Genomic DNA, 24,586 nt, shown 5'->3' with positions numbered 1-24,586 from the left:
CATATTCCGCCTAAAGCATTGCGGTAATCCTATTCATACTCGTATGACATAACCTTCCTATATCTTCTAAGAGAAAATTCACCGTCATGGGGCGTTCCGCAATAGCCTTCCGACATGCGCGCTCCGCTGGTAATGCGTACAACACCGGTTTTGGCCAGGACAGTTTCCAATTCTTTCTTATCATGCTCCTCACAGGCCAATGCAACTGTTTGAAGATGATTCTTATACTTACTCAGTTCACTAAGAAGCTTTTTCCGCGGAAGAGGCCGTATTTAAATGATAACAAAAGGAAATATGGTTAAGCAATAGATATTTTAGCGGTAAAACGTTTTCACAGGATTACGCCTATACGGGGTACACGGGACACCAGAAATGCCCCCGCACTATTTTCATGGTGACGAAGGCATTTGGAAATAGAAATAAACGCTGTCTTTCAGCATCTTGCAGGCTCTAACCCTTGAGCTCGCCTAAAGTGATTGAAACCGTCAGATTTTGATTGTTACGTGAAACGGTGATTTTAATTGTATCGCCTACATTATACGACTTCATAACGGCGTTATAGCCGGCCATGCTGATTATTTCGGTTCCATCAATTGAGATAATTCTATCGCCGGTTTTGAGTTCGCTTCTGGTAGATGCGTAAATATATAAGCCGGTTTTGTTTACACGGTACATCATGGCTGTCTGTGCGTTTGTGAGGTCGATGAGTGTAAAGCCGGTGTCAATACGTCCCTGCACATATCCATACTTAATAATGCTTTCAATCACAGTTTTCGCGCTGTTAATCGGGATTGCGAAGCCGAGCCCTTCCACATCAGTGCCGGAGGATTTGGCGTTTACAACGCCAATCAGTTCCCCGTAAAGGCTGAACAGTCCGCCGCCCGAATTACCGGGGTTGATAGCCGTGTCGGTTTGCAAGAGCCGCATCGCTTCGCCGTCAATCGTGATTTCACGGTCAAGCGCAGACAGGATGCCGCAGGTTACTGTACCGCCTAGCTCACCAAGAGGATTGCCCACCGCAATCATCGTTTCACCAACTATAAGCGAGGAGGAGTCTCCCAATACAGCAGGCGTCAGGCCGGTTGCGTTAATTTTAAGCACCGCAAGATCAGATTTTGCGTCTGTGCCGACCAGAGACGCCGTATATTCCCTCCCATTGGATAACCGTACAGCGATGCTTCTCGCGCCTTCAACTACATGATGATTGGTAACAATATATCCGTCAGAGCTGATGATGACACCGCTTCCGGCCCCTTCGCTGATAAGCTGTCCCATCCTGCCATTGGTAGTCATAGTTTCCGTGGTAATCTCTACAACCGTCTGCTTTACCGCGGCCGCGACTTCCGGAACTGTCATCGCTGTATTTCCTGAACTGTTACCGGAAGCAGCCGTACGCATAACGGACTGGTATAACACTTCGGTTTGAAAAGCGGTGTCCGTGTCGGCAACCGTTATGGACGATACTCCTTGAAGCTGATTCGAAACATACCCGCCCGCAAAACCGAACAGCCCGGATGTTGCAACACAAGCTGCCAGAGCGAGGGCTGGAAACTTGGTTCCCGACTTCTTCGAACTACGGTGGGACGGTATTTCACTCGCCGTCTTGGGGATATTGGAGATTATGTAATTCTGAACGGAAAAGTTGTCCGCATAGGTGTTGATATTGTCTTCAAACATGATTATCATCCTTTCCATTTTATTGTTTTTGCTTTCTAATCATTAGAATAGCACTTTATTTTATGGATATCTCCGAAAATCAAAAGCGGTTTATACGTAAAATATACGAAAAGCGGTATCTTATGGCAGTTTTTCCATCCCATGCATTATTTTCGAATCTCTCAATGCATAAACCGACAGACCCGTTAATGTGAAGCCCACCCCAGCAAACCAATACACCTTCAGTAAATCATTGGACGTCCCGTAAATATCAAGCACACCCTGCATAATACTGCCCACCGTGAGCGCTGCGATTCCGGAATTATAAAGATTTAAGGACAATCTGCCTGGCAGACATTTGCAACCAAACATTGATAATATCATATACGGCAGTGTTCCTCCGGCCAAGGGAAATGCAAACGCATAAACCATATAGTCTGAATACACCTCATGACTAAAATGCTCATAGATCGCTCCAAACAACGCACAGAAAAGTGCAATAATTAAATATACAAAACTGATTTTACTTATTTGTTTATACCGTCCCTCAATATCCGATGTAGACAATGTCACTCACACTCCTTTCGCTGATTCGGTTTCCGTTTGTTGTTGGATTGTTGATGACTTCTCCATTAAATACCATTGTGGAAGAACCGCCTCCATCCAGATTATAAGCAATGTCTGCACCAAGTCCCTGCATAAATTCTGCCAGTTGATACAAAGATAAACCACTGCTGTCCCTGGTGCGCCCATCCGAAACAATAAAAACATAATGCAAGCCGTCAATGATTCCCATGGCAGTGCGAGGATTACTTGCTTTCGCTTTATCGACCTCATCGTTTTCCGATACTGCAATACCCCCGTTTTTAACCAAAGCCGGGCCAAAAGATAAAAGCTGAACCGCACCTTTTTCTAACAGTTTTGACGCCAGAATGTCATTCTCTGTGATAATCTCAAAAGAGCCGTCACCCCAGACAACCAAATCCTCTTGTCCGCTGTCGGCGCTTTCCCTATAAAGTATGCCGTTCCGCAGAACATAACCTTTTGTCTGAACGCCGTAATAGTCTCCATTTATAGCTAATATCGCTTTGTTTTCTTCGGCTATGACAGATGTTTTTTCAGTGATGTTTCTGCCATATGCGCTCTGCGCAAACGCCGTTTTCAAGTATTCCGGCGATGACACCTGAACATCCGCCACATATATGGCCGTGTCGTACTCCCGATGCTCTGTAATGGTTATGATGATGTTGGAGTCACGGTATGTGTTCTTTGTAATTGCTGCTTTACCATCCTTTGTTTCCGGTTCTGAAACCGAAGTATTTTGCGGAAAGCCGTCCTGCGCTGTCACTACCGAATACACTCGCGTTATGACGAAAGTATCCAACGCCGCATACAATGTAAACGAAGTAAGTACAATGGCAAACAGAACCGCCCATACGTATCTTTTGAAGAAAATATTCAAAGCATCACTTCCTTTCCTTTTTTCTAAAGATGACGAAATGCTGCACGAACCAACTTAGGGCAAAGAAACATAGTTCGATGAGCAGCTTTGCCCTATAACGATTCATCCAAATCTGCTCAACGAGTATACTTAACGCAAATGTATTGGCGGCCAGTATGACAATGGCCAGCGCAAAATATTGCAAAGCGGATTTTGCAGCATTGGTTTTGCTCTTAAACACCCACTTGCGGTTTAAAGAATAATTCATGCTTGCGCTCAAAATACGTGCTATGATATTCGACATCGTAAGACTGACGCTTGCGCCAAGCCCTCCCGTCAATACACTCATCAGACTGTAAATACTGTAATCCACGATAAAACTCAGGAAAGAGGAGGCTGAGAATTTGAAAATTTCTTTATAGATACGGAAGGAGTCCTTCAGGATATCAAAATGTGAGCCGGCGTTGTTGTCCATGTATATCGTTGCAATTTCAATTTCTTCAATCGGTATTTTTTTACAGGTAAACTCAAGCAGTACATTCATCTCATACTCGTATCGCTCTCCCGCTATTTCAAGCATTGCCGGTATGAGCGAAGCTGAAAAAGCGCGTAGGCCGGTCTGTGTATCGTATACCTTTTGTCCTGTTGAAAGGCGGAATACATAACGGGTAACCGTATTGCCGAAGCGGCTTCTCAGCGGCACGTGATCTTTTAGTTTACGGCTTCCCAAAACCAACGCACCGGGATGCCGTTCAGACACCTGGCAAATCCGAGCGGCATCTTCCACCCTGTGCTGTCCATCCGCATCCATAGTTACTACGGTGTATTCGTCAGCAATAGTCTCAAAAATATATTGCAGACCGGTCTTGATCGCGCGGCCCTTACCGCAATTTTGCGGATGCCTTAATACAACTGTCAGCTCTGATATCTTTTCAAATAACTCTATATATTGGGAACCGCTTCCGTCGTCCACAACAATGGATAGGAAACCTGAAGTGTTTACTTCCCGGACTAAATCGAGTAATGAGTTCTCAGGCTGATACGCGGGGATGAGAACAATTCTCATCTGTTTTTTTAACATTATGCTCCACTCCTTATAATTCAATGGGAAATACTTTTACAAATACGCTCTGACTGGGCATATCCTTATTTTCAAATTGGTTAAACACTTCGATTTCCGCTTTGTTCCTCTCCTTTGATGCCATCTGTGAGTACATCATAACAAAGATACAAACTGACTTCTCCGAAAAGAAAAAGCGATTTACACGCAAAATTCACGTAAAAAAATCCCGCTTGCGCGGACAGAAGGAAAGGCTGGCACCAAGCCAGCCCCTTCCCTTTTATCTATTAAAAATCATTGTAAAACAAGTTCCATGTTCGCAGCTGACTGAGATTTTACCCCCATGAATTTCAATAACAGACTTTACAATAGCCAGCCCAATTCCATGTTTACCGTCTCTCCCCTTGTAAAACCGTTCAAATATATGGGGAAGATCCTCGGACGATATCCCTTTACCGTCGTCAATTACAGATACCTCAATCTGTTTGCCGGATTGACGGCAGATAAGCGTCACCTTCGTCTGTGCATACCGCAGCGCATTGGAAATGAGATTTGATAAAGCCCGGTACATATGCTTTTCATTATAAGAAAACATAACGGGTTGATCGTCAAAGAGATACTCGAACCGGATACCGTTTTTATCCGCCAGCGGCTTTTGCGCCTCAGCGCATAGGGCCAGGGTGTCACGCAAATCATTCTCATGCTTTTCCACATGGCTTGTAATACTGTCAACGCGCGAGATATACAGTAAATCCTCAACTAGCTCGCTCAGGCGGTCTGTCTCGGTTATGATGGTAGCGCCCGATTTTTTGGCGTCCATCAGACCGCATTCCGCTCCTTCGGCATAGCAGCGGATGGACTGGAGAGGAGTACGCAGTTCATGGGATACATTTTGAAAGAAAGCCCGCTGATCTTTGTCATATAGATCCAGCTTTTCCGCTGACTGGTTCATCGCCTCACCAAGCTCATCAAACTCAATATCGCTGAACTCAAATCTGTTTCTCGTAAAATTTCCTTTTCCGATCTCTTCGGCAAACTTTGAAAGCTTTTTCAGCGGCTGTGTCACAGAGCCTGCAATCCGGTTAGCAATGACAAAGCAAATCAGCATAGCGATAGCCATAATCACTGCCATTGCAAAATTGATTGCGTCCACTAAGTTATTGATGCCCGCAACGCTAACATAGAAAACAAAATAGCGGTCCGGCCGATTTGCATCTTTGACTGACGACACGTAGTATACGCCTTCCGCCGTATCAACCCGCACATATTTCGCATCGGCCAAATCAATATTTTTATTTTTCAGATGATTTGCGATTTGTACCAGCTCGTCCGTGTCTTCGTTTATACTAAATACATTGTATTCTTTTACCTCATAATTGGAGTTCAAAACAATCACTTCGCCATGCGCACCGATCTTGTTTGGCCGCTGACCCGAAAGATCAGGCAGCCGCAGTTCGTCTTGGGGATTGTTCTGATGATTGCCGCCCTTCATTCCAAAATTATTCGTCAGGTCATCCAGCTGTATCTCCACATTGGAACGGATATATTGGTTTGTAAAGAGATTAAACGCGATATGGATACTGGAAAACACGATGGTCATAAGCAGAAGAAGCATGGCGAAAATTCTAGGTTTTATATGCCATTTCCGATGAAGCAGTCTTTTAATCATTCGTATCACGCACCTTCAGCCTAAAACCGAACCCCCATACGGCCTCAATGAGAACCGTGCTTTTCTCCAGCTTCTTGCGGAGCCTGCGCACCGTATCGTCCGTCGCCCTTGTCTCAATCTCCGTATTGTAGCCCCAGATGCTCTCCAACAGCTCATCCCGCGAGACTGCCTGATCATTGCGCTCGATCAGATATTTTAACAAACCGTATTCATTCGGTGTAAGTATTAGCTCCTGCCCGGCGGCTTTCACGGTCTTCCCTTTGATATCAATTACAATATCTCCGAAGCTAAGCTGGCGCAGATCATCTGTTTGCCCGCTGTTTTGTTTTTCAAACTCAATACGCCGGAATATAGCCTTAACACGCATTACAAGGGACATGGCCGAAAATGGCTTTGTGAAATAATCGTCGCTGCCAAGGCTGAGCCCGGTTGCGTAATCAAGGTCGGAATCCCGGGCTGTCAGCATTATAATCGGAACCGTGCTCAGCTTGCGTATCTCTGTGCAAACCGTAAAACCGTTGGAGCCCGGCATCATAATATCAAGAATAACCAGATCCGCGGGTTCTTTCTTGAAATGACCCAACAAAAGATCGCCGTTTTCAAAAGCAGTAACCTCGTACCCGTCACTCATAAGGAAGGTCTTGATCGCCTCCCGAATATTCTCTTCATCGTCTGCAATGTATATACTTTTTCTTGTTTCCATGTTCTCATCTCCCAGCCACATCTTATATAGCCATTTTAACACAGGAAAACAAGCATTTCACCTGAAAACTGCGGTTTTCTATACGCAAATCATACGCAGTTTTCAAAATCCAAGTAGGTATCCGTTAATCCGCAAAGTTTCGTTCTTGTCTGCCATGATAAAATCTCCTTTTCATTTGGATTATCTATATAAAAAGCCTCTCGGCGGCGAACTATGCAAGAGCTTAAAAGAAGCAGAAATAAAAATAGCAGGCGGATTCTGTATTTGCTTTTACCTTAACAAAGAAGTCGATATTAGCGAGTTACTTAAAGTAATCAACCTATTCGCAGTATAAGCATAATCTTCAGCCAAAAAAACGGATACCTAATTGTGAAGTATCCGCTTCTCCCTTATTGATTCGCCGCCGCAGGCAAAACCGCTTTCACCGGCTCGGTTTTCGGCTTTGCTCGTAGCTGCCGATTGCTTGAAGCCTCGCTGTGATACTATTAATACTCATAAGACATGATCTTCATATATCTTCTCAGAGAGAATTCACCGTCATGAGGTATTCCGCAATAGCCTTCAGACATGCGCGCTCCGCTGGTAATACGAACGACACCGGTCTTTGCCAGTATGGTTTCAATCTCATCTTTATCACGCTCCTCACATACCAGCGCAATTGTTTGAAGATGATTCTTGTACTTGCTTAGCTCACTAAGAAGCCTTTCCCGCGGAAGCGGCCTTACCCAACAGTTCCGGAACAGATAGGAGGGCGTGAGCGACATATCGTTATATGCTATTACACTGCTATTGCCGGAAGAAAAAACCCGTTTCTGACCTTTCACCGATTCCAGCCTTTCTGTATACAATTCAAGGGTTTTTTGCGCTGTTAAATATGGATCATCTTCTGGCAGCACAACCGCCGCCCGCTCCAGAATTCCCGCGAACCGCCGGGCAAACTGCACAACCTCTTCAAAATCCTCCGTATCAATTAAGAGTCCCTGGCAGGAATTACAAAACAATTGGTTGGTATCGCAAATATTCCAGGCGATTCCCTCCAGATCAGAATCTGAAACATCCCCTGCGATATAGGCAAAACTGATCTTATGTCCCCATTCAATGATACGCGTGTTCGGACTCGCCGCGCTTCTTACGGCAGAAACCGCAGCGTCACCGCCCCAGACGACGATGGCATCTGCCGCATTCATCAGCTTCTTCATTGCTTCGATATCCTGGGAGGGGTAGTCAAATACAAAAACATACGGTGCAATCAGCGGCTCAATCATGATAAGTTCCTGCAATATGGGGATGGATAGTCCATCATCATCTCCAGGCAGCTTCAAAATGTTGATATTCCCCGTCAGCAACCCTTCAATCACGCTGAAAACAGGCAGTGCGTCAACATTTCCTGCCGCAATATGAAGCAGCACGCCAAGAGGCTTCCATTCCTGCCGCACAGATATCGTTTCACCATAGGGCGAAAAGCTTCCAGGAGGCATGCCGAATTCTATTTTCATTCTGTTTTCTATATATCCCCTGGACATGATCCGCTTCACCATCTGAAGCTCTTTGCGGGCTTTATCCTCGGTCATCCCAAGGTCCAGCAATAAATGCAGATGCTCCGGCTCATTGAGCTTCCGGGAGAGAACATCACAGGCATTCATTACCGCTGCAAGAGGTAAAGATGTCTTTTCTCGTGTCTCCAGTATTAAGGCTTCAAGCCGCTCAAGCTCTATGCGGCTCTCCGCCTCATTCATCCGTTTTCCTGAAATTAAATTCACCGCGCACCTCCCTGGGCCAGCTCTAACGCATCGGTTGTACAGGTTTTTATCTGACTTACACCTGCCCTGCCTTTTAATTCAAAATAAGGGGTATCAATTCCGCAGCCGCAATCCTTTCCATCATACAGCACAGCCAGGTCATCTGTTACCACACTGGTAAGCGGGGTACTGGATACCAACGGAGATACAAAGCTCAACAATCCCATGCTTCCCATGGGAACCGGCTCCAGCGTTTTTACATCCCGGACAATGGCCCTGCTGTAAATGGGGACATGAAAATATCCGTTTCTGCATTTGACATAGGGCAGCGGATGCTCGACTGCACTATAAAATTCAAAACAATTGTGTTTTTCAATCCCCAGCGTGTCGTAAATCAACTGGAAAAAGAGATCCCGATCAATCTCAGTGTCGGCAAACTGTTTCCAGCCACCGCCCAGAAGTACTTTGGAACGGCGATTCAATTTTAATGAAATATGATTCTCCTTAAGAGTCTTAATCAGGAAAAATAGATACGAGGGAAAGCCCACAAATCTTACGGGCAACCCGCTTTTTGCATATCTTGCCAGTGCTCTTTTAATTCCTTCAATATTTAATTCATATTCTGTTCCGGTATCCTTCAGCGCATATTCTCTGTGAAGTCCAGGGGCAAATTTAGTAGCGCCATAAGCTGTTTTTATGGCGCCCATCTGCGTATGCCTGCTTGGTTCGTATCCAAGGACAATATAGTTGGTGGGAAGAAGTGATATTAATTTATGATAGGAAAAATATCTTATCATCATTAATATACCATAGCAAATTGTCTTTTTATCAAATTCAATCCTGCTTTGCCGTCCTTTCGTACCGGAAGATGTGGCCCTAACCGCCAATTTCTTCTCCGGCATGGAACAAAGGTAATTACGCTTATAATAAAGCGTTGGAATAACCGGTATCTGATAGAGCATATCCTCTGAAAGGATCTGATCAATGGAAAACTCCTCTGCTTCCAATATCCGGGCATATTCCGGGCAATGCTCCATATGGAATATAACATCTTTCCTGACTGCTTCTAAAAACAATCCGCCGGTTTTCTGCAAATCATATGGATTTTTCTTCAGCACCAGCTTTCTACGTAAGTCCACTACTATCTTTACTCCCCTTCTGTCAAATTCTTTAAATTTATATTTTCATCCAAAGCTTTCTTCCTTTATCTCTTTTATCTCCATTTTCTTATTTATTACATCATACTCATACTGGCCGGAAACTTCGGTATCGATATCCGTGGCCCATTGGAACTGAATACAGATCACAGACGGGCTCAGCCAGCCGACCGCTTTGAATGTGGGGAGAGGAACATTATCACTTGGTTTTGAAGTACCCGGAACTGCTTTCAGAATATCATCCATGTCCGGAATGGGTACTACCGAATAATCCTTCGTATCAATCATGTCCGTTTGTACCCATTGTCTTCCGGCATATCCCGCTGCAACGAAACGGCTGTCCTCAGACCATTGGAAATCATTCATTAAAAAACTGCTTCCGCTCCATAGTACGCCGCCAGTCGAAGCATCGATTATTCTCATCTCCCTGAGACTGTGGAGCCCGCCGGGCCCATCCAGATACATTCCCACACTCTCCATTCGCAGTTCTCCATCCGGCGAAGTCTTGCATGCAAAGGTCGGGGTTGTATAAAATCTTTCATAGGCTCCGGTTTCTTTGTTAAGAAAATATTGCTTCTCCCCATCGGGATGGATGGCAAAGGTATCCATATCATATGTCCGGTTGGATTTTAATTTCCCGCTGACCACCACTTTATAGCACTCTTCGCCTTCCACTTCTATGGGAAAGGAGAGATCAAAGCTGCGATTATCCGCTTCCTCAAAAAGAGATTGGATTTCACTCTTTACCTTTTCCTTTTCTTGTGAGTTCTCTGCAGCACACGCTGATAATGTAATGATCAAAAGAAAAAAGAGACCGAAATATTTCTTCATTGCAGCACCTCATAATAAATATTGTATTTTAAAAGGGAAAATCACCTTGTAGAGATTTCGCATGATTCAAGCAAGCCTGATGTGCGAGTGCCCTTCTCGCACTGCTCACTGCACTTTCATTATATCATTTTTTCAGTATAAAGAAATGACAAAAATATCGTATTATATATTACACAAGAGGTCCACGAAATAAGACCTGGAGGAGAAACATCGAAAAAGTTTTGCGAACTGAATTCTTCCGCCGAAATAGTTTCCGTAATTTTTGGTAAACTATATCATAGGAGGTGTTCACATGAATATGCGCTTTGATGCGGTTTATTATGAACCGGGTGTGCTCAATTATAAGCTGGGACTGCTGCTGCAGAGCAAATACGCAGACCTGCCCTGGATACCGATAGAAAATCATAACCGTATACCGGAAATGACAGCGGCGCACAACCGGGATTTTCCAAAGCTAAAGAATCATTTGATTGTCGGAATCAGAAAGACACACCGGTATGTACCGAATTATAAGGTTTCTGACTGGCTGGTGCCATATACCTCCTCCGGCTGCAAAGCGATGTGCCTGTATTGCTATCTGGTCTGTAATTATAACAAATGTGCCTATCTGCGTCTGTTTGTCAACCGGGAGCAAATGCTGGACAGGCTCCTGAAAAAGGATGCCCAGGCCCCGGTGCCCCAGACCTTTGAGATTGGCAGCAACAGTGATTTACTGCTGGAAAACACAATAACGGATAATTTACTCTATACCATTGAGCGCTTTTCCCAGGAAGGCCGGGGGAGCCTGACATTTCCGACAAAATTTGATATGGTGGAGCCCTTGCTTCGCCTCGACCATAAGGGGAAGACAATCTTCAGAATGAGCGTGAATCCCCAGGAAATCATACGCCGCGCAGAGCTGGGAACCTCCCCGCTGCCCGCAAGAATCCGCGCGCTTAACGCCATGGCGGAGGCGGGTTATCCTGTGGGGCTGCTGATTGCTCCTGTGATTCTGCTTCCGGACTGGAAGCGCATGTACGGGGAGCTGATCGCCCAGCTGGCAGAGGAGCTGAGCGTTAAGGTCAAACAAAATGGCTTCCTGGAGATTATATTGATGACCTACAGCTTCGTACAAAACGCAATTAACACGGAGGCCTTTCCGGGCGCCGTGCAGCTTTTCGACCGGGAAACCATGACCGGGCGCGGGCGCGGCAAATATTGCTACCGAAACGATGTCCGGGCAGAGGCGGAAGCCTTTTTACGGGAAAGCCTGTCACGTCAATTAGGAACTATGCCGATATTGTATATTTCCTAAGACCTTCCGGAACCTTTCCTACGGGGCTATCCATCCATTAATCAGCTCCTCATGGCTGTTCATCCAATTGCGGGCAGCATCCAGCGGTTCGCCGCCGGCCTCCTCAATTGCACCCATCAGGTCGCCTAATTCGGCCTCTGTCATTTTGAAGCTCTTCAAAAATGCCGTTACCTCCGGCATATCATCCTCCAGACCTTTTCTGGAGTATTTATAAATATTTTCAACCTCCCCGAATACGCCCTTGGGATCCTCCAGCACCTTCAAATTCCATTTTGCAAATTTCCAATGGGGTGCCCAACCGGTTACGACAATGGGGTCACCGGCATCAATGGCCTTTCCTAGTGCCGCCGTCATGACCGGGCCGCTTCCGGTAAGAAGCTTATAATCCAGCCCATATTCCTCCAGCGCCTTTTCCGCGGCTCCCATCAAACCGGCGCCCGCGTCGATTCCCACGATTTCGCCGCCGAATTGATCCTTATTCGCATTCAGCTCTTCAATGCTGTTGATTTCAACATATGCGGGCACAATCAGCCCCAGAAGTGCATTTTCATAGCAAATACCCAGATCTTCCATCTTATCTCCGTATTTTTTCAGATAATCCTGATGGGTAATGGGAAGCCAGACATCCAGAAATGCATCGGTGCTTCCGCTGGCGACCGAAGCGAATACCGGAGCTGCGTCCGCCATAGTGAGCTCCGCCTTATAACCCATCTTGTCTTCCAGAACCGCAGCGGCCAGATTCGTCATTGCAATTCCTTCCGCCCAATTCACATAAGCCAGCTTGACGGTTCCCTTTGACTCTTTGCCCGGGTCATTCCCGCATCCTGCCAGGCTCACTGTCACCATTAATACAACTAAGACCATTCCTGTTAATTTTTTAAACATAATTTCCTCCTTCTTTTTATGTGGATTTATTTGCAGAGCGCTTGCTTATTAATTCCTTCACAAATGCCCTTCCAGACTTTTTAGATGCGGAACCCAGGCCTTGGGTAATACGGTCAAGCAGCATGGCCATAATCACTACTGCAAGCCCTCCCTCAAAGCCTTTTCCGACATTCATCTGTGTAATACCTTCATAGACGGTTTTTCCAAGTCCGTCTGCGCCGATCATGGCGGAGATAACAACCATCGAAAGGGAAAGCATGATGGTTTGATTGAGTCCTGCCATAATGGTGGGAATGGCAAGGGGAACCTGCACCTTGAAAAGTAATTGCGACGAGGTCGCACCAAAGGATTTGGTCGCCTCCACCACATCCGTGGGTACTTGACGGATACCGAGATTGGTCAGCCGCACAATGGGCGGCATGGCAAAGATAATGGTGGCCACCGAACCCGGCACAGTTCCCAGATCGAAAAAATATACCGCGGGGATTAAGTACACAAATGCAGGCATAGTCTGCATAAAATCCAGTATCGGCCGTATCATCTTGTTTGCCGTATCACTTTTTGACATTAAGATGCCCAGAGGCAGACCGATGATTAAGGCGATCAAGGTCGAGGCGGTAACCAATGCCAGTGTCTGCATGGTTTTATCCCAAAGACCCAGATTATGAATGAGAAAAAGACCGATTCCCGCGAAGACAGCAATTCCTTTTCCCGCAATCCACCAGGAAAGAAGGACGATGGCAATAATAAAGATAACAGCCGGTATGATAGAAAGGAACCAGCCCGCCCCATCAATGATACCGGAAAGGGCTTCCTTAATGGCTGTAAAAAAGCCGCTGAAGTTCTGGGTCATCCAGTCAATTCCTTTTTCAACGACATTACCGATGGGTATCTTCGTGCTAAGCGTCATGACCATTCCTCCCCTCTCCGGCTATTCCGGCCAACACCGTGGATTTAAATATAATCCCTCTTAGCTTTTTATCCGAATCAACTACAGCGACAGGATAACTGGAATGTAAAAACAAAGGTATGATTTCATCAATGGATGTTTCCGGATCCACCGATTGAATATTCTCATCAATAATCGTTTCCAGCTTCTCTTCCCCCTCCTGAATCAGGGCGGATACCTTGTCAATTGTAATGATCCCGCGCAGAACACCGCTTTTGTCGGTAACAAAGATGCTGGAAATACCCAAGTCCTTCATCTTACGTGCGGCAATCCTCCGCCCCGACTTTTCAAGTACGATGGATTCTGCATCCCGCATAATAGCGGAAGCGGTTATAATCTTTGTACGGTTTACATCCTGGGTAAATTCCCGGACGTAATCATCCGCCGGATTTTGCAGAATCTCTTCCGCGGTTCCCATCTGCACGATTTCGCCGTCTTTCATGATGGCAATTCTGTCTCCGATCTTCAGGGCTTCATCTAAATCGTGAGTGATAAATAGGATGGTTTTTTTCATTTTCTGCTGCAGGGCCAGCAGCTCATTCTGCATATCCTTGCGAATCAGCGGGTCAAGAGCACTGAAGGCTTCGTCCATCAAGAGGATATCCGCTTCTGTGGCAAGGGCTCTCGCAAGCCCCACCCGCTGCTGCATGCCCCCTGACAGTTCATTGGGCTTTGCATTGGCATAGCCCTTTAATCCGACGATCTCCAGCATTTCTCTTGCCTTCTCCCTGCGTTTTTCCTGATCCATCTTTTGTATTTCCAGACCGAACGCCACATTTTCCAGTATGGTTTTATGCGGCAAGAGCGCAAAGTTCTGAAAAACCATTGCTAGTTTCTTCCGCCGGGCTTCTCTCAGATCCGGAACAGACATTTTAGTAATATCCTTGCCGTCAATTAGAATACTTCCGCTGGTGGGCTCGATCAGGCGGTTCAAGCAACGTATGAGCGTTGACTTGCCGCTGCCCGAGAGCCCCATTACTACGAAGATCTCCCCTTCCTCCACCGAGAATGAGATGTTGTTTACACCAACACTGTGCTTGTGCTTTTTTAAAATCCCAGCCTTATTTGCACCCTTTTCCAACAAGGGTATCACTTGTCTGGGCGATGGGCCGAATATTTTGTATACCTGTTTTACCTCTACTTTCGGCATAATTCCCTCCTTATTTACAAAGTAACAACTTTCATTTATTTTCATGTTGTTGCTTTGTAGGTTACCACAAATAACCTCGTTTGTCAAACTGGAGGCTGATTTTTTTTACATTTATTGTTACAATCCAATCTATGGGATGCAGTCGGGTGAGCTTCCCCATACGAAATAAAGAGTCCGCTTGCAGACACCTTCGCTGCCCCGCAGTTGTCTTTAGGCAGCATCTACCTATACGAAAAAAAAGAAGATTCCCGTGATCCGGAAATCTTCTCAACTGATACCTTTACTACTATTATTTATCTGGGTACAAAAAGTTTTTCACCCTCTCATGGCAGTTTTCATCTCCCACGTAGTACAGTATATCACCTTCTGTCATAACTGCATACGGCCCCGGCGATATGATGATTTCTTCCCCCCGGCGGATTGCGATAATAGTCGCCGAGGTATTGTGCCAGAACTGGGTTTCGGAAATGCTCCGACCGGCAGAGGACGCCTGCCCGGTAATCTCCACTTCAAAGGGGGAGAAAGGATTCACCACGCGGAATCGTTCGGTTTTATACATCAGCTCCGAAACCATCTCTTTTAAATTTGTACTTTGGGCAATCTGTTGGTTCAAGCCGTCCATGATATACTTTTTCAGATCACTCATCTGTCTGACGGAATCAAATTTGTTAATAAAATCTACGGCCTGCTTTCTGGATTTGATTAGAACGCCGCTGCCCTTTGTAATCTCCACGATTTTCATATCGGCTAAAACGCTGACCGCACGCCGGGCGGTTTCAGAGGATACTCCGTACTGGCTCGCCAGAGCCGAGCGGACGTAAATCTTTTCGCCCTCCGGATAATCGCCGCAGGCGATCTTGGCTGCAATATCCGCCGCAATCTGTTGGTATTTGGGTATATCAATTTTCATGCCGCACCTCAAAATATTGTCTGATGACTTGTAATCTGCTATCGAAGCCAAAACCTCTTTCATAAACAGTATAAAGCAGTCGACAGTATTTTACAAGCGGTATCATGGGAACAGATAAATAAGGATACCTAATCAAGGTTTAAACAAAGAATTTAACTCGCAGCCAGTAAATAAAATATCATTTTCTACATTGTGTATCCATTCCTTTTGATGATCATCCTCATTGTCGGGACTGTAAAACCAACTAATCTTGCATATCTGCCGAAACTTCATAAACAGTGGTATCTTCGATATCCAGAAATCGTCTAAATGATTGGCAGATAAATAACCTTTCATAAAATTGGTTATTATTTCATTGGTGAAATCATATCCTTCGTCGTTCTTGCGTCCCCACCATAAGCCATGATAAAGAGCGATTCCTATATCTAAGGCAAACCAGCCATATAGACTATCGTCAAAGTCAAACACATTGATTTTTTCACCCTCTATTATGAAATTCCACGGGTGAATATCATAATGAATTAATCCATACGAATCTATGTCCTTGGGCAGCGCCATTATTTCGCTTATTAAATCCTCGGCAATTTTATGTACCGTGGGACAGCCCTTTATTTCATCTAAGAAAAGTGCGTTATGTCCCGTAAATACGCTTCTTACACTGCTCTCATCAGCAGGTAAATATTCTTTCGTAAGCCTATGAATATCTCCCATCACTTTGCCCCAATTAAAAAATATCTTTTCATTCCATAAATCAGGGTCATTTTTATTCCAAAACTTACCGGGCAATGCTTCAAAAGCGGAAATGATATATGGTTTTCCATCCATTTCCGTTGACATGACAAGCTGGTTATTATCGGCTGGCAGCGGCAAAGAAACGCTTATATTATTATTTGCTAAGTAATATAACCAGTCCATTTCCGCTTTTGTTTGGCATATTTGCTCCGCCGGACGCTCCGAAAACCGTAATATATACCATTTATCATTTTTTTGAAATGAGTATATTTGATTGGTGGATTCACTGATAAAGTGTAATGTTCCTTTATCAAATCCATAATTATTTGCTGCGAATGAAAGTAAATGATCTGATACCATCTTGTCCTCCGTCAATTTTTAATAAAAGGCTGGCATTTCGGACAGTAATAGACCACGCCGCCCAAATAGGCTTCTTTTACAATTAACTCACCGCAGCGTTCACAGGGCTTGCCAAGTGTATTTTTACTGGCTTTCGTGGCATAACCGCCGAAATTACCGAAAATATCTTTTTCCGTGTCCCGCCCTCCGGCATTTATCACTGCGGGAAATACCTTCTTTATCGCCGCATACAGACTTTTATATTCATCCTGTCCAAGTGCTGCCATGACACTCTTCGGATTGACTCGCACGGCAGATAGTCAATCGCCAGCCCATTTTCATTGACCCGAAAAAGGTATATCGTCCCGCCAAGGGAACCGCACAACGCCATCGATGATCCATCGTCAAATGTGAGGTGCAGTTGATGACGTTTCGGCAGTTTTTCGCCTGGGGCGTAATAGCGGGTGGGGATACCGAACATTAGCGCCCGGTCACGATGGTCTTACCCACTACCGTGTTTTGTAATTGATTTGAGATTACTTGATTTTCTGTAAGGCTCATTTTATTTAACCTCCAATATAAATTTAGCTGCTTGCGGGTAAGACCTGTTATTTCCACTTGCTTACAAAAAACCGAACCGATAATCAGGAGACCGCCAACCATTTGTAAAGTATTACTCACTATCTATCTCACTTTCCTTGGTAATCAGGAACTACTATACCATAAAATCTTGAAATTTTCCAGGTTTTTCATCAAAAGGAATGATAGCTTTTTCAACAGCATAGGCAGAACCTTTTTATATATTTTTTTAAAACTCATTGACGATAATCCGATTTCGGAGTATAATCCCACTTATCCGATTTCGGATTTTTTATTTGGGAGGATATGAGATGAATGAGATAAGCAAACTGCTTTCGAACTATAACGGAATCATCAAAGAAAACGAACAGCTATATCGAAACGTCACAAAAGCCTTGGGACTCTCTGACAGTGCTTTTTGGATTTTATATGCTTTGCGGGAAACAGAAGGGGGAATAACCCAAAAGGATATTATCAATGCAAATTACCTTCCCCCGCAAACAATCAATTCTGCACTAAAGAAATTGGAAGCCGAAGGGTTTGTGGAACTTTGCACTGTCAGTGACAAAAGAAAAAAACAAGTCCGTCTGACCGAAAAAGGAGAACAGCTTGCCGCACAAACAGCGGACAGAGTGCTTACCATTGAAATGGAAACGATGGGGAGCCTTACACCACAAGAACAAGAGGAGTTTCTTGGATTATTTCGTAAGTACACAGACTTATTGAAAAAGAACCTTAGCATTTTGGACAAGGAGAACATTAAAATTGAACAGCTTTAGTTTATACACAAAAACTTCACCGCTGAAAATGTTTTTTATGGTAGCGGTTCCGGGGGCAATCAGTATGATTGCTTCTTCCTTATGGGGATTATTTGACGGTATCTTTGTCGGACAGATTTTAGGCGAAACAGCCTTTGCCGCCCTTAACTTAGGCTTCCCATTCGTACTCATCAATTTCTCTTTAGCCGATTTAATCGGCGTGGGATCAGCAGTCCCTATTTCCATATCCCTTGGCAAAAAGCAGGAAAAAGAAGCAAATAATTATTTCACCTGTGCCTGCCTGCTAATAATGATGACAGGAATTGGTATGGGCGCTGTCCTTTACTTTACAGCACCGATGTTAATCCAGCTTATGGGGACAGACGGAGAATTGGCCCGGCTGGCTGTTACCTATATACGGGTGTATGCGATTTGCTCCCCTTTCACTACTATTGTTTTTGCTATGGATAATTTCTTGCGTATCTGCGGTAAAATTAAAGGAAGTATGGCCCTTAATATTTTAATGTCTGTCTTGATACTGGTGATGGAATTCTTCTGCCTGTCTGTGTTCCATATGGGAATTGGCGGCTCGGCTTTTGCTGTTTCTTTCGGAATGTTCATCTGTGCCCTTGTTGCGCTATATCCATTCTGGAGAAAGAAACTCCCGCTGCGCTTTTGTAAACCACGTTTTAGCTTTAGGTTGGTGCGGCAGATCGTTTCCAGCGGCAGTCCTATCTTTTTGAACAATGTGGCCGCAAGGCTGACTTCCATCCTGATGAATATTGTTCTGCTTCGTCTTGGCGGCCATGGTGCTGTCAGCGTATACGGCATTCTGATGTACGCAGGTGATATGTTTCAGCAGCTTTTGTATGGAACCTGCGATTCCTTGCAGCCCGCTATAGGATATAACTGGGGTGCAGGAAACAGGAAACGAGTAAAAGCGATAGCAAAATGCTGTCTGATCGCAAGTGCTGTCATATCCATAGGCGGAGCACTGATTATGCTGCTCTTTCCCGATCCGATTGTCTCCTTGTTCTTAAAGGGAAATGAAAAAGACTTGCTTACGATGTCAATCCGCGGTTTGCAATTATACAGTCTTACCTATCTGACACGATGGTTTGGGTTTGCAATTCAGAGCTTTTTGATCGCATTGGATAAACCGTTTCCGGCGGCTGCGCTGTCCGTAGCCAATGCATTTATTTTCCCGGTTATTCTGCTTGCCGTTATGTGGCCGCTGCAGTTAGATGGGGTGTGGCTGAACACACCTGTTACTTCTGCCATCGTATCCATACTTGCGGTCATCATCCTAATTCGTATGGGAAGAAAGCAATTTGTCGCCGCCAGCGAAAGCAGTAATCAGAAAACGGAAAGCCTATTTTAAGTCAATAGCATTTCTGCTTTTTGACAGGTTTTCACTCGGATCGTCAGTTAAATAAACACCAATTTACGCCAAACCTATCAATGAGACCAAACATACAAGGGCTGAAAAAGCAGGGGCCTAGTGGATTTTTTATATCAGCATTCTCGCTTAACACTTCATAAGCATTTTCTATGATATGGGTATCCGACTCATTAAAGTGAAAACAAAACTGCATTGTGTTTCCTGGGACACTGGTCTCTTATCCATACTATTTCCATTTCGTGAAGTATATTGATGCCTCCTTCGGCAAGCTTAGTTGGAAAATACACTGCTCTTTATTATAACAAAAACCTACCGAAAAAACAATTTTAGCTTCTTCGGCAGGTATCCATGTTTCACAAAAGCAGTCCAGATACTGCTCCTCTCCCTGAATGTTTCAGATACTGGATTTTCGGTATTCACTTGGAGTCAGGCCGATGACCTCCTTAAAGGCGGAGGAAAATTTGCTTGGATTTTCATATCCCATAGCCACAGCAATCTGCCCGATGCTTTGATTGCCACGGCGCAGCAGCACAGCGGCGGCGTTCATGCGGTATGTGCGCATATAGCTGTAAATCGATACACCGTATACGGCCTTGAAGCATTGTTTCATCGTGGTCAGGCCAATATCAAAGATCTCTGTAAGCTCCTCCAGCGTATAGTGGTGATTTGGAGCTTCCTCCAGAAAATTTCGCATTTCCCGGATCTTCTCCACCTGGGCCCGATGAAAATAAGGGCGCTCACCGCTTTGCTCTGACAAATCCAGAGTGCTCAGGAACAGGAGCAGCTCCATCACTTTAATTTTATGATAGCCGGAGCGTATCTTTTCTGGCACATCATAAAGCTCGGTGAAAATATGCCCGGTATGGGCGTCAGCCCGTATAACAAAAGGCTTGTCCCGGCTTGCAAAGCGCTCCAAAAGCCGGGGTAAATCAATGCTGTACTCCTTCAGAAACCCCGTCACGGGAAGCATCGCGTGATCCTGGCTGATACTGACCGTCAAGCCATGATAATGGCGCAAGGGAAAGCAGAACCGCCCCCTCTGGCTGTGCCGGCTGCTGATTTGTAAATCACCGGTTTCCAGATAGATGAACTGATTTCTCTGAAACTCCCATTCCATGCGTCCCTCCCGGCAGTGGTTAATGGAAAGTACATCTCCCGATGCCTGAAATCCCGAATCACATGCCTCCATATGAAAGTCACTATAGTACAGTACAATACCAGGAAAAACCGGGTAACAGGTTACCTGCCCTTCCCCGGTTTCATCCTTCACCTGATAGACACTGCAATGCTCATCCTGGCAAATGAGGGAACCCTTCTGTCCAAATGGAACGGTATACTGAAACATTCTCACACCACCTGTCTTTCTCTCTCACTCTCACCGGATGTACCCAGAAAGAAGGATAACATCCGGGATACACCCGCGCCGTCCAGGGGATACTGCGCCGCAACCCTCCCCCGCTCCAAATGCAGAATATCGGTGCAGCAGGACAGGATCAGCTCGGGATCATGGGATGCAGATCCTTCAGCTCCAGAAGATGGAGACTGTCCAAAATACGCTCTGCTTCTGCCGTATCCTCCCGCTCCATACTGAGTAGTACCTCATCCAGCACGCTTTCGGCGAAAAGCTGGTGATTCACATCCTGCATCACCATATAGCAGTGCTTTAGACATGGATTTTGAAAGACCGAACCCACAGCAACGGCTGTTTGATACAGGGGTGCCGCGGCTGTGTCCAAACAGATTATGCACCTACCGACCAACCCAGGCTTTCCTGCTGGATGCGATAGAGCTTATGATACAAACCTTTTTTCAACATAAGTTCATCATGGGTTCCCTGCTCCACTAAACGGCCCTTATCCATAACAATGATTTTGTCTGCTTTCGCAATGGTCCGCAGACGATGGGCAATGACCACCACCGTTTTTCCGCGGATGAGGGTGGCGATGGCCTGTTGAATGGCAGCCTCACTCTCCGGGTCAAGGGAAGCGGTTGCCTCATCCAACAGCACAATCGGCGCATCCTTAAGCAAGGCCCGGGCGATGGAGAGGCGCTGGCGCTCTCCCCCGGAAAGGGTATCGCCGTTTTCCCCCAGAATGGTCCGGTATCCCTGCGGAAGACGTGCAATAAACTCGTCACAGCAGGCGGCTTTTGCCGCGGCCATTACCTGTTCCTCGGAAGCCTCCATATTACCGATGCGGATATTATTATAGACCGTATCGTTGAACAGCACCACATCCTGGAATACAAAGGACATATAGCTCATCAGGTGTTCGGGATCAAGAGTCTTCACATCGATTCCGCCAATGGTCACCCTGCCCTTGTCGGTATCCCAAAAACGGGCAATCAGGCGGGAAATGGTGCTCTTTCCGCTGCCGCTGGGCCCTACCAGGGCGGTAATACCGCCCACCGATATGGTGCAGCTCAAATCGCGGATGGTCTCCTCTTTGCCCTTGTTATAGCTGAAATCCACATGATCAAAAACGATCTGATAGTTTTTGATTTCCGTCTGGCTGTCCCCTTCCATCGGCTGTATTCCCATCAGGGTACGCATGCGGTTCACGGCAATCTGATGGTAGAACATCTCCGGCAGCAGGGTGAGCTCTGTGAGAAACGGCCCGTAAATCCGCGCGGCCATCAATAAAAACATAAGCATGGGAACCAGGGATATCTCTTTGCCGGTCAGCAGGTTCGTACCCAGCAGCACGGTGAAACCGATGCCCGATTGCAGGATTGCCTGTGCCCCGGTGACAAAGACGCCGGTTCCGAACTCCATCTGGACGGACATTTTAGTCAGCTTGCGCAGGGCGTTCTCCAGAGCGGAAAACTTTTCCCCGTCCAGATTGCAGGCATGGATCACCTTGATTCCTTCAATATACTCCTGTGCCTGCTCTGCCGCCGCCAGTTTGGAATCCATATGCTTTTTATGCAGCCTGCCGTATATTTTGCGGCTGAAAATAATGACTCCAAAGGAAACCGGCACGCTGAGGAACATGGCCAGCGCCATCCGCCAGTCGAAAAATGCCAGCATGATGGTAATTACCGAAATTGAAATAAAATTAGAAATCATTTGCGGTACAATATGGCTGAGCACATGCTCACTGGTGGCCACATCACCGATGAGGTTGGTGGTCAGCTCGGACAGATCCTTGGAATTAAACAAGCTCATGGGAAGCTTGCGGATATGCTCCGCCATGGCGATACGGGTATGTTCCGCTTCGGTATAAGAAACCACATAGGTCTTTTTATAATCGTTTTTACTGCATAGGAAGACGATAAAGGTACCAACTATGCCGATTGCAACCAGCAGCCACATCCGCTTCCAGGAAATCTCACCGCCTGTCAACGGTGCCAGCAGCTCGATGATCATCTGGATGGTTACCCCAAAGGGAATCATCATTGAAAAATTAGTCAGGGTACAGGCGGCAATGGCGCCCTTCAGATCCTTGTAGCCCTTGTCTGTCAGCATGAAAAAGGATTTCAGTTTACGCATGTCCCGCCGCCTCCTTGATTTGATCCATTGTCCAGTTTGCCGTATTCATATAGGTGTTCCACATCGCGCTGTATTTGTTTTTCATGGCAAGAAGGGTATCGTGGGAACCCTGCTCAACGATTCTGCCTTCGTCCACTACCACGATGTTGTCCGCGCTCTGAATCGTAGAGAGCCGGTGAGCGATGATGATAACCGTTTTATTTCTCATAAGGGTTTCAAAGGCCTTCTGAATCAGATGCTCGTTTTCCGGGTCCGCAAATGCCGTGGCCTCATCCAGCACCACAATGGGAGCGTCCTTGGCAATGGCGCGGGCAATGGCGATACGCTGGCGCTCTCCGCCGGAGAGATGCACTCCCCGCGTACCGATCACCGTGTGATAGCCGTCCGGCAGCTGCTGAATAAAATCGTGGCACCGGGCTGCCTTTGCCGCTTCGATGACCTGTTCGTCGGCGGCATCCTGATTTCCCATGCGTATATTCTCCATCACACTCTGCTTGAAAAGGAACACATCCTGAAATACAAAGCTGACCTGATCCATGAGGTATGTACTGCTCATTTCCCGCACATCCTCGCCCCCGATGGTAATGGCACCGCTGTCAACATCAAAAAATCGCGGGATCAAATGGGCAATGGTGCTTTTTCCTCCGCCGGAGGGACCTACAATGGCCGTAACCTCCCCCTGCTTCGCGGTGAAGGAAACATCCCGCAGCGCCTCATTGCCGCCGGTCTTATCATAGGAAAAATGAACGTGCTGAAATACCACATCATGACGGGAAACTGTTCTGGGCTTTGCCGGCTGTGTAAGCTCCGGCTCGTTCAAGATGGCGTCCATCGCCTCCACGCCGCCCAATATCCGCATGCTCCCGGAATTGACATACATGACCTTCATCAGTACCGACGCTATGGAAGGCACAAAAATTAAATAAAAGATAAAGCTGCTGATCCACTCCGTATCCGCGGCCCTGCTGCCGATGAGAATCCCCACCGGAGCGACAAACAGATAAATATTATTCACAATAGCGATACAGGCGGAATAAGGCGTCTCCCAGCTCAGGGTAAAGGGAATAACGAAGGAGGTATAGGTTTTGATGGTATCCCGCAGACGGCGGAAGGAGTAGACGGTCTGACGAAAGGCCTTCACCACCGAAATGCCCCGGATATATTCTACCGAGGCGTTGTTCATATCCTCCATGGAAGCCTGATATTGATCCATCATTTTTTTGGCTCCCTCGTTACCGTACATTTTCATTTGAATCCCGAAGGCCAGCACAACACCTAACAAGGCCGCCAGTCCCATGCGCCAGTCCACATACAGCAGAATTCCCACCATGACCACCGGTGCAATGAGAGAAGCCGCCAGATCGGGGAGCTGGTGTGCAATAAATCCTTCGATTTTTTCAATATTCTCATCCATAATTTTACGCAGCTTGCCGCTGCCCACCATCATATGTAATCCTAGCGGAACTCTGGCAAGATGGGAGGCAAAGTTCACTTTTAAATCATACAGTGTACCGAACGCCGCCAGATGGGAGCAGGTGAGGGCTCCAAAGTAAAGCAGTATGTTTGCGGCCACGCCGCCAAAAGCAAGCCATCCATACCCGATGACAGCCGCCCCGCTCTGTCCGCCGAACTCAGGCCAGACACCAAGAATCTCCCGGATCGCCAGATAGATGGCGATGTAGGGGATAAACCCGGCAATGGATGCCAGGGCGGATAAGAAAATTGCGCCGATGATTAAAGGCTTCTTTGTCGCGGCTAACTGCATAAGTCTTGCCATTCCTGTTTTTGATTTTTCCTTTTTCAAAACCAATATCCCTCCTATTATATTTGTAACATCTAATC

The 24,586-nt window shown here is 46.1% G+C and carries 23 protein-coding genes; 3 read left to right on the top strand and 20 right to left on the bottom strand.

Annotated elements, in window-relative coordinates:
• Positions 1-29: 29 nt before the first annotated feature.
• From HNQ56_RS11385 to HNQ56_RS11340, 10 genes are all read right to left on the bottom strand, one after another.
• Positions 30-272, bottom strand: a complete 243-nt coding sequence (locus tag HNQ56_RS11385; protein WP_429146430.1) for an acyl-CoA reductase — start codon at positions 270-272, stop codon at positions 30-32.
• A 178-nt stretch (positions 273-450) separates the two neighbouring features.
• On the bottom strand, positions 451-1,677 hold the full coding sequence (locus HNQ56_RS11380) for a S1C family serine protease (protein WP_429145914.1): 1,227 nt from the start codon (positions 1,675-1,677) through the stop codon (positions 451-453).
• Positions 1,678-1,797: 120 nt separating this feature from the next.
• Positions 1,798-2,223, bottom strand: a complete 426-nt coding sequence (locus tag HNQ56_RS11375; protein ID WP_429145911.1) for a hypothetical protein — start codon at positions 2,221-2,223, stop codon at positions 1,798-1,800.
• A complete protein-coding gene (locus HNQ56_RS11370; protein ID WP_429145908.1) occupies positions 2,204-3,118 on the bottom strand; it encodes a phosphodiester glycosidase family protein in 915 nt (304 codons plus the stop codon). The genes HNQ56_RS11375 and HNQ56_RS11370 overlap by 20 nt, the downstream gene beginning before the upstream one ends.
• A 4-nt stretch (positions 3,119-3,122) precedes the next feature.
• Positions 3,123-4,178 (bottom strand): GtrA family protein, encoded by a 1,056-nt coding sequence (locus HNQ56_RS11365; protein WP_429145905.1) that lies wholly within the window; start codon positions 4,176-4,178, stop codon positions 3,123-3,125.
• Between the two features lie 259 nt (positions 4,179-4,437).
• Positions 4,438-5,826, bottom strand: coding sequence for a sensor histidine kinase (locus tag HNQ56_RS11360; protein WP_429145902.1), 1,389 nt, complete (start codon positions 5,824-5,826; stop codon positions 4,438-4,440).
• Positions 5,819-6,529 (bottom strand): response regulator transcription factor, encoded by a 711-nt coding sequence (locus HNQ56_RS11355; protein WP_429145899.1) that lies wholly within the window; start codon positions 6,527-6,529, stop codon positions 5,819-5,821. The genes HNQ56_RS11360 and HNQ56_RS11355 overlap by 8 nt, the downstream gene beginning before the upstream one ends.
• A 485-nt stretch (positions 6,530-7,014) precedes the next feature.
• A complete protein-coding gene (locus HNQ56_RS11350) occupies positions 7,015-8,289 on the bottom strand; it encodes an acyl-CoA reductase (protein WP_429145896.1) in 1,275 nt (424 codons plus the stop codon).
• Positions 8,286-9,407, bottom strand: a complete 1,122-nt coding sequence (locus tag HNQ56_RS11345; RefSeq protein WP_429145894.1) for a LuxE/PaaK family acyltransferase — start codon at positions 9,405-9,407, stop codon at positions 8,286-8,288. Before HNQ56_RS11345 ends, HNQ56_RS11350 begins: the two co-directional genes overlap by 4 nt.
• 45 nt (positions 9,408-9,452) lie before the next feature.
• Complete coding sequence (locus HNQ56_RS11340; RefSeq protein ID WP_429145891.1) at positions 9,453-10,256, bottom strand: hypothetical protein; 804 nt, start codon at positions 10,254-10,256, stop codon at positions 9,453-9,455.
• Between the two features lie 298 nt (positions 10,257-10,554).
• On the opposite strand from HNQ56_RS11340, the gene HNQ56_RS11335 reads away from it, so the two are divergent.
• Complete coding sequence (locus HNQ56_RS11335) at positions 10,555-11,550, top strand: SPL family radical SAM protein (protein WP_429146427.1); 996 nt, start codon at positions 10,555-10,557, stop codon at positions 11,548-11,550.
• Between the two features lie 18 nt (positions 11,551-11,568).
• On the opposite strand, the gene HNQ56_RS11330 is transcribed toward HNQ56_RS11335, so the two are convergent.
• The 6 genes from HNQ56_RS11330 to HNQ56_RS11305 form a co-directional block, all read right to left on the bottom strand.
• Entirely contained in the window at positions 11,569-12,435 is an 867-nt protein-coding gene (locus HNQ56_RS11330; protein WP_429145889.1) for a glycine betaine ABC transporter substrate-binding protein, read from the bottom strand.
• A 16-nt stretch (positions 12,436-12,451) separates the two neighbouring features.
• Positions 12,452-13,345 carry an ABC transporter permease gene (locus HNQ56_RS11325; protein ID WP_429145886.1) on the bottom strand — a complete coding sequence of 298 codons (894 nt, stop codon included), beginning with the start codon at positions 13,343-13,345 and terminating at the stop codon, positions 12,452-12,454.
• Positions 13,335-14,534, bottom strand: a complete 1,200-nt coding sequence (locus HNQ56_RS11320) for a quaternary amine ABC transporter ATP-binding protein (RefSeq protein ID WP_429145884.1) — start codon at positions 14,532-14,534, stop codon at positions 13,335-13,337. The genes HNQ56_RS11325 and HNQ56_RS11320 overlap by 11 nt, the downstream gene beginning before the upstream one ends.
• A 289-nt stretch (positions 14,535-14,823) precedes the next feature.
• Positions 14,824-15,444: a GntR family transcriptional regulator gene (locus HNQ56_RS11315; RefSeq protein ID WP_429145881.1), complete on the bottom strand. Its 621-nt coding sequence runs from the start codon at positions 15,442-15,444 to the stop codon at positions 14,824-14,826.
• 132 nt (positions 15,445-15,576) lie between these two features.
• Positions 15,577-16,536: a phosphotransferase enzyme family protein gene (locus HNQ56_RS11310; RefSeq protein ID WP_429145878.1), complete on the bottom strand. Its 960-nt coding sequence runs from the start codon at positions 16,534-16,536 to the stop codon at positions 15,577-15,579.
• An 11-nt stretch (positions 16,537-16,547) separates the two neighbouring features.
• Entirely contained in the window at positions 16,548-16,802 is a 255-nt protein-coding gene (locus HNQ56_RS11305; protein ID WP_429145875.1) for a zinc finger domain-containing protein, read from the bottom strand.
• Positions 16,803-17,405: 603 nt separating this feature from the next.
• Between HNQ56_RS11305 and HNQ56_RS11300 the strand changes: the two genes are divergently transcribed.
• Both HNQ56_RS11300 and HNQ56_RS11295 read left to right on the top strand, forming a co-directional pair.
• Positions 17,406-17,873, top strand: coding sequence for a MarR family winged helix-turn-helix transcriptional regulator (locus tag HNQ56_RS11300; protein WP_429145872.1), 468 nt, complete (start codon positions 17,406-17,408; stop codon positions 17,871-17,873).
• Positions 17,860-19,233 (top strand): MATE family efflux transporter, encoded by a 1,374-nt coding sequence (locus tag HNQ56_RS11295; protein WP_429145869.1) that lies wholly within the window; start codon positions 17,860-17,862, stop codon positions 19,231-19,233. The genes HNQ56_RS11300 and HNQ56_RS11295 overlap by 14 nt, the downstream gene beginning before the upstream one ends.
• Positions 19,234-19,648: 415 nt before the next feature.
• Here the strand turns inward: HNQ56_RS11295 and HNQ56_RS11290 are convergent, their stop codons facing one another.
• From HNQ56_RS11290 to HNQ56_RS11275, 4 genes are all read right to left on the bottom strand, one after another.
• On the bottom strand, positions 19,649-20,599 hold the full coding sequence (locus HNQ56_RS11290; protein ID WP_429145866.1) for a helix-turn-helix domain-containing protein: 951 nt from the start codon (positions 20,597-20,599) through the stop codon (positions 19,649-19,651).
• Between the two features lie 148 nt (positions 20,600-20,747).
• Entirely contained in the window at positions 20,748-20,990 is a 243-nt protein-coding gene (locus HNQ56_RS11285) for a P-loop NTPase family protein (protein WP_429145863.1), read from the bottom strand.
• Positions 20,991-20,995: 5 nt separating this feature from the next.
• Positions 20,996-22,744, bottom strand: a complete 1,749-nt coding sequence (locus tag HNQ56_RS11280) for an ABC transporter ATP-binding protein (RefSeq protein ID WP_429145860.1) — start codon at positions 22,742-22,744, stop codon at positions 20,996-20,998.
• A complete protein-coding gene (locus tag HNQ56_RS11275; protein WP_429145858.1) occupies positions 22,737-24,548 on the bottom strand; it encodes an ABC transporter ATP-binding protein in 1,812 nt (603 codons plus the stop codon). Before HNQ56_RS11275 ends, HNQ56_RS11280 begins: the two co-directional genes overlap by 8 nt.
• Between the last annotated feature and the right edge of the window lie 38 nt (positions 24,549-24,586).

Source organism: Anaerotaenia torta (assembly GCF_050433395.1).
In the GTDB taxonomy this organism is placed as follows: Bacteria; Bacillota; Clostridia; order Lachnospirales; family Lachnospiraceae; genus Mobilitalea; species Mobilitalea torta.
The sequence above is the reverse complement of the archived record's forward strand: the minus strand, read 5'-3'. Positions and strand labels throughout refer to the sequence as shown.

Coding starts and splice junctions, on each gene's coding strand:
- HNQ56_RS11325 (WP_429145886.1), bottom strand. CDS start 13,345: ATGACGCTTAGCACGAAGATACCCATCGGTAATGTCGTTGAAAAAGGA.
- HNQ56_RS11305 (WP_429145875.1), bottom strand. CDS start 16,802: ATGGCAGCACTTGGACAGGATGAATATAAAAGTCTGTATGCGGCGATA.
- HNQ56_RS11330 (WP_429145889.1), bottom strand. CDS start 12,435: ATGTTTAAAAAATTAACAGGAATGGTCTTAGTTGTATTAATGGTGACA.
- HNQ56_RS11380 (WP_429145914.1), bottom strand. CDS start 1,677: ATGTTTGAAGACAATATCAACACCTATGCGGACAACTTTTCCGTTCAG.
- HNQ56_RS11365 (WP_429145905.1), bottom strand. CDS start 4,178: ATGTTAAAAAAACAGATGAGAATTGTTCTCATCCCCGCGTATCAGCCT.
- HNQ56_RS11340 (WP_429145891.1), bottom strand. CDS start 10,256: ATGAAGAAATATTTCGGTCTCTTTTTTCTTTTGATCATTACATTATCA.
- HNQ56_RS11280 (WP_429145860.1), bottom strand. CDS start 22,744: ATGCGTAAACTGAAATCCTTTTTCATGCTGACAGACAAGGGCTACAAG.
- HNQ56_RS11335 (WP_429146427.1), top strand. CDS start 10,555: ATGCGCTTTGATGCGGTTTATTATGAACCGGGTGTGCTCAATTATAAG.
- HNQ56_RS11315 (WP_429145881.1), bottom strand. CDS start 15,444: ATGAAAATTGATATACCCAAATACCAACAGATTGCGGCGGATATTGCA.
- HNQ56_RS11360 (WP_429145902.1), bottom strand. CDS start 5,826: ATGATTAAAAGACTGCTTCATCGGAAATGGCATATAAAACCTAGAATT.
- HNQ56_RS11300 (WP_429145872.1), top strand. CDS start 17,406: ATGAATGAGATAAGCAAACTGCTTTCGAACTATAACGGAATCATCAAA.
- HNQ56_RS11310 (WP_429145878.1), bottom strand. CDS start 16,536: ATGGTATCAGATCATTTACTTTCATTCGCAGCAAATAATTATGGATTT.
- HNQ56_RS11290 (WP_429145866.1), bottom strand. CDS start 20,599: ATGTTTCAGTATACCGTTCCATTTGGACAGAAGGGTTCCCTCATTTGC.
- HNQ56_RS11355 (WP_429145899.1), bottom strand. CDS start 6,529: ATGGAAACAAGAAAAAGTATATACATTGCAGACGATGAAGAGAATATT.
- HNQ56_RS11320 (WP_429145884.1), bottom strand. CDS start 14,534: ATGCCGAAAGTAGAGGTAAAACAGGTATACAAAATATTCGGCCCATCG.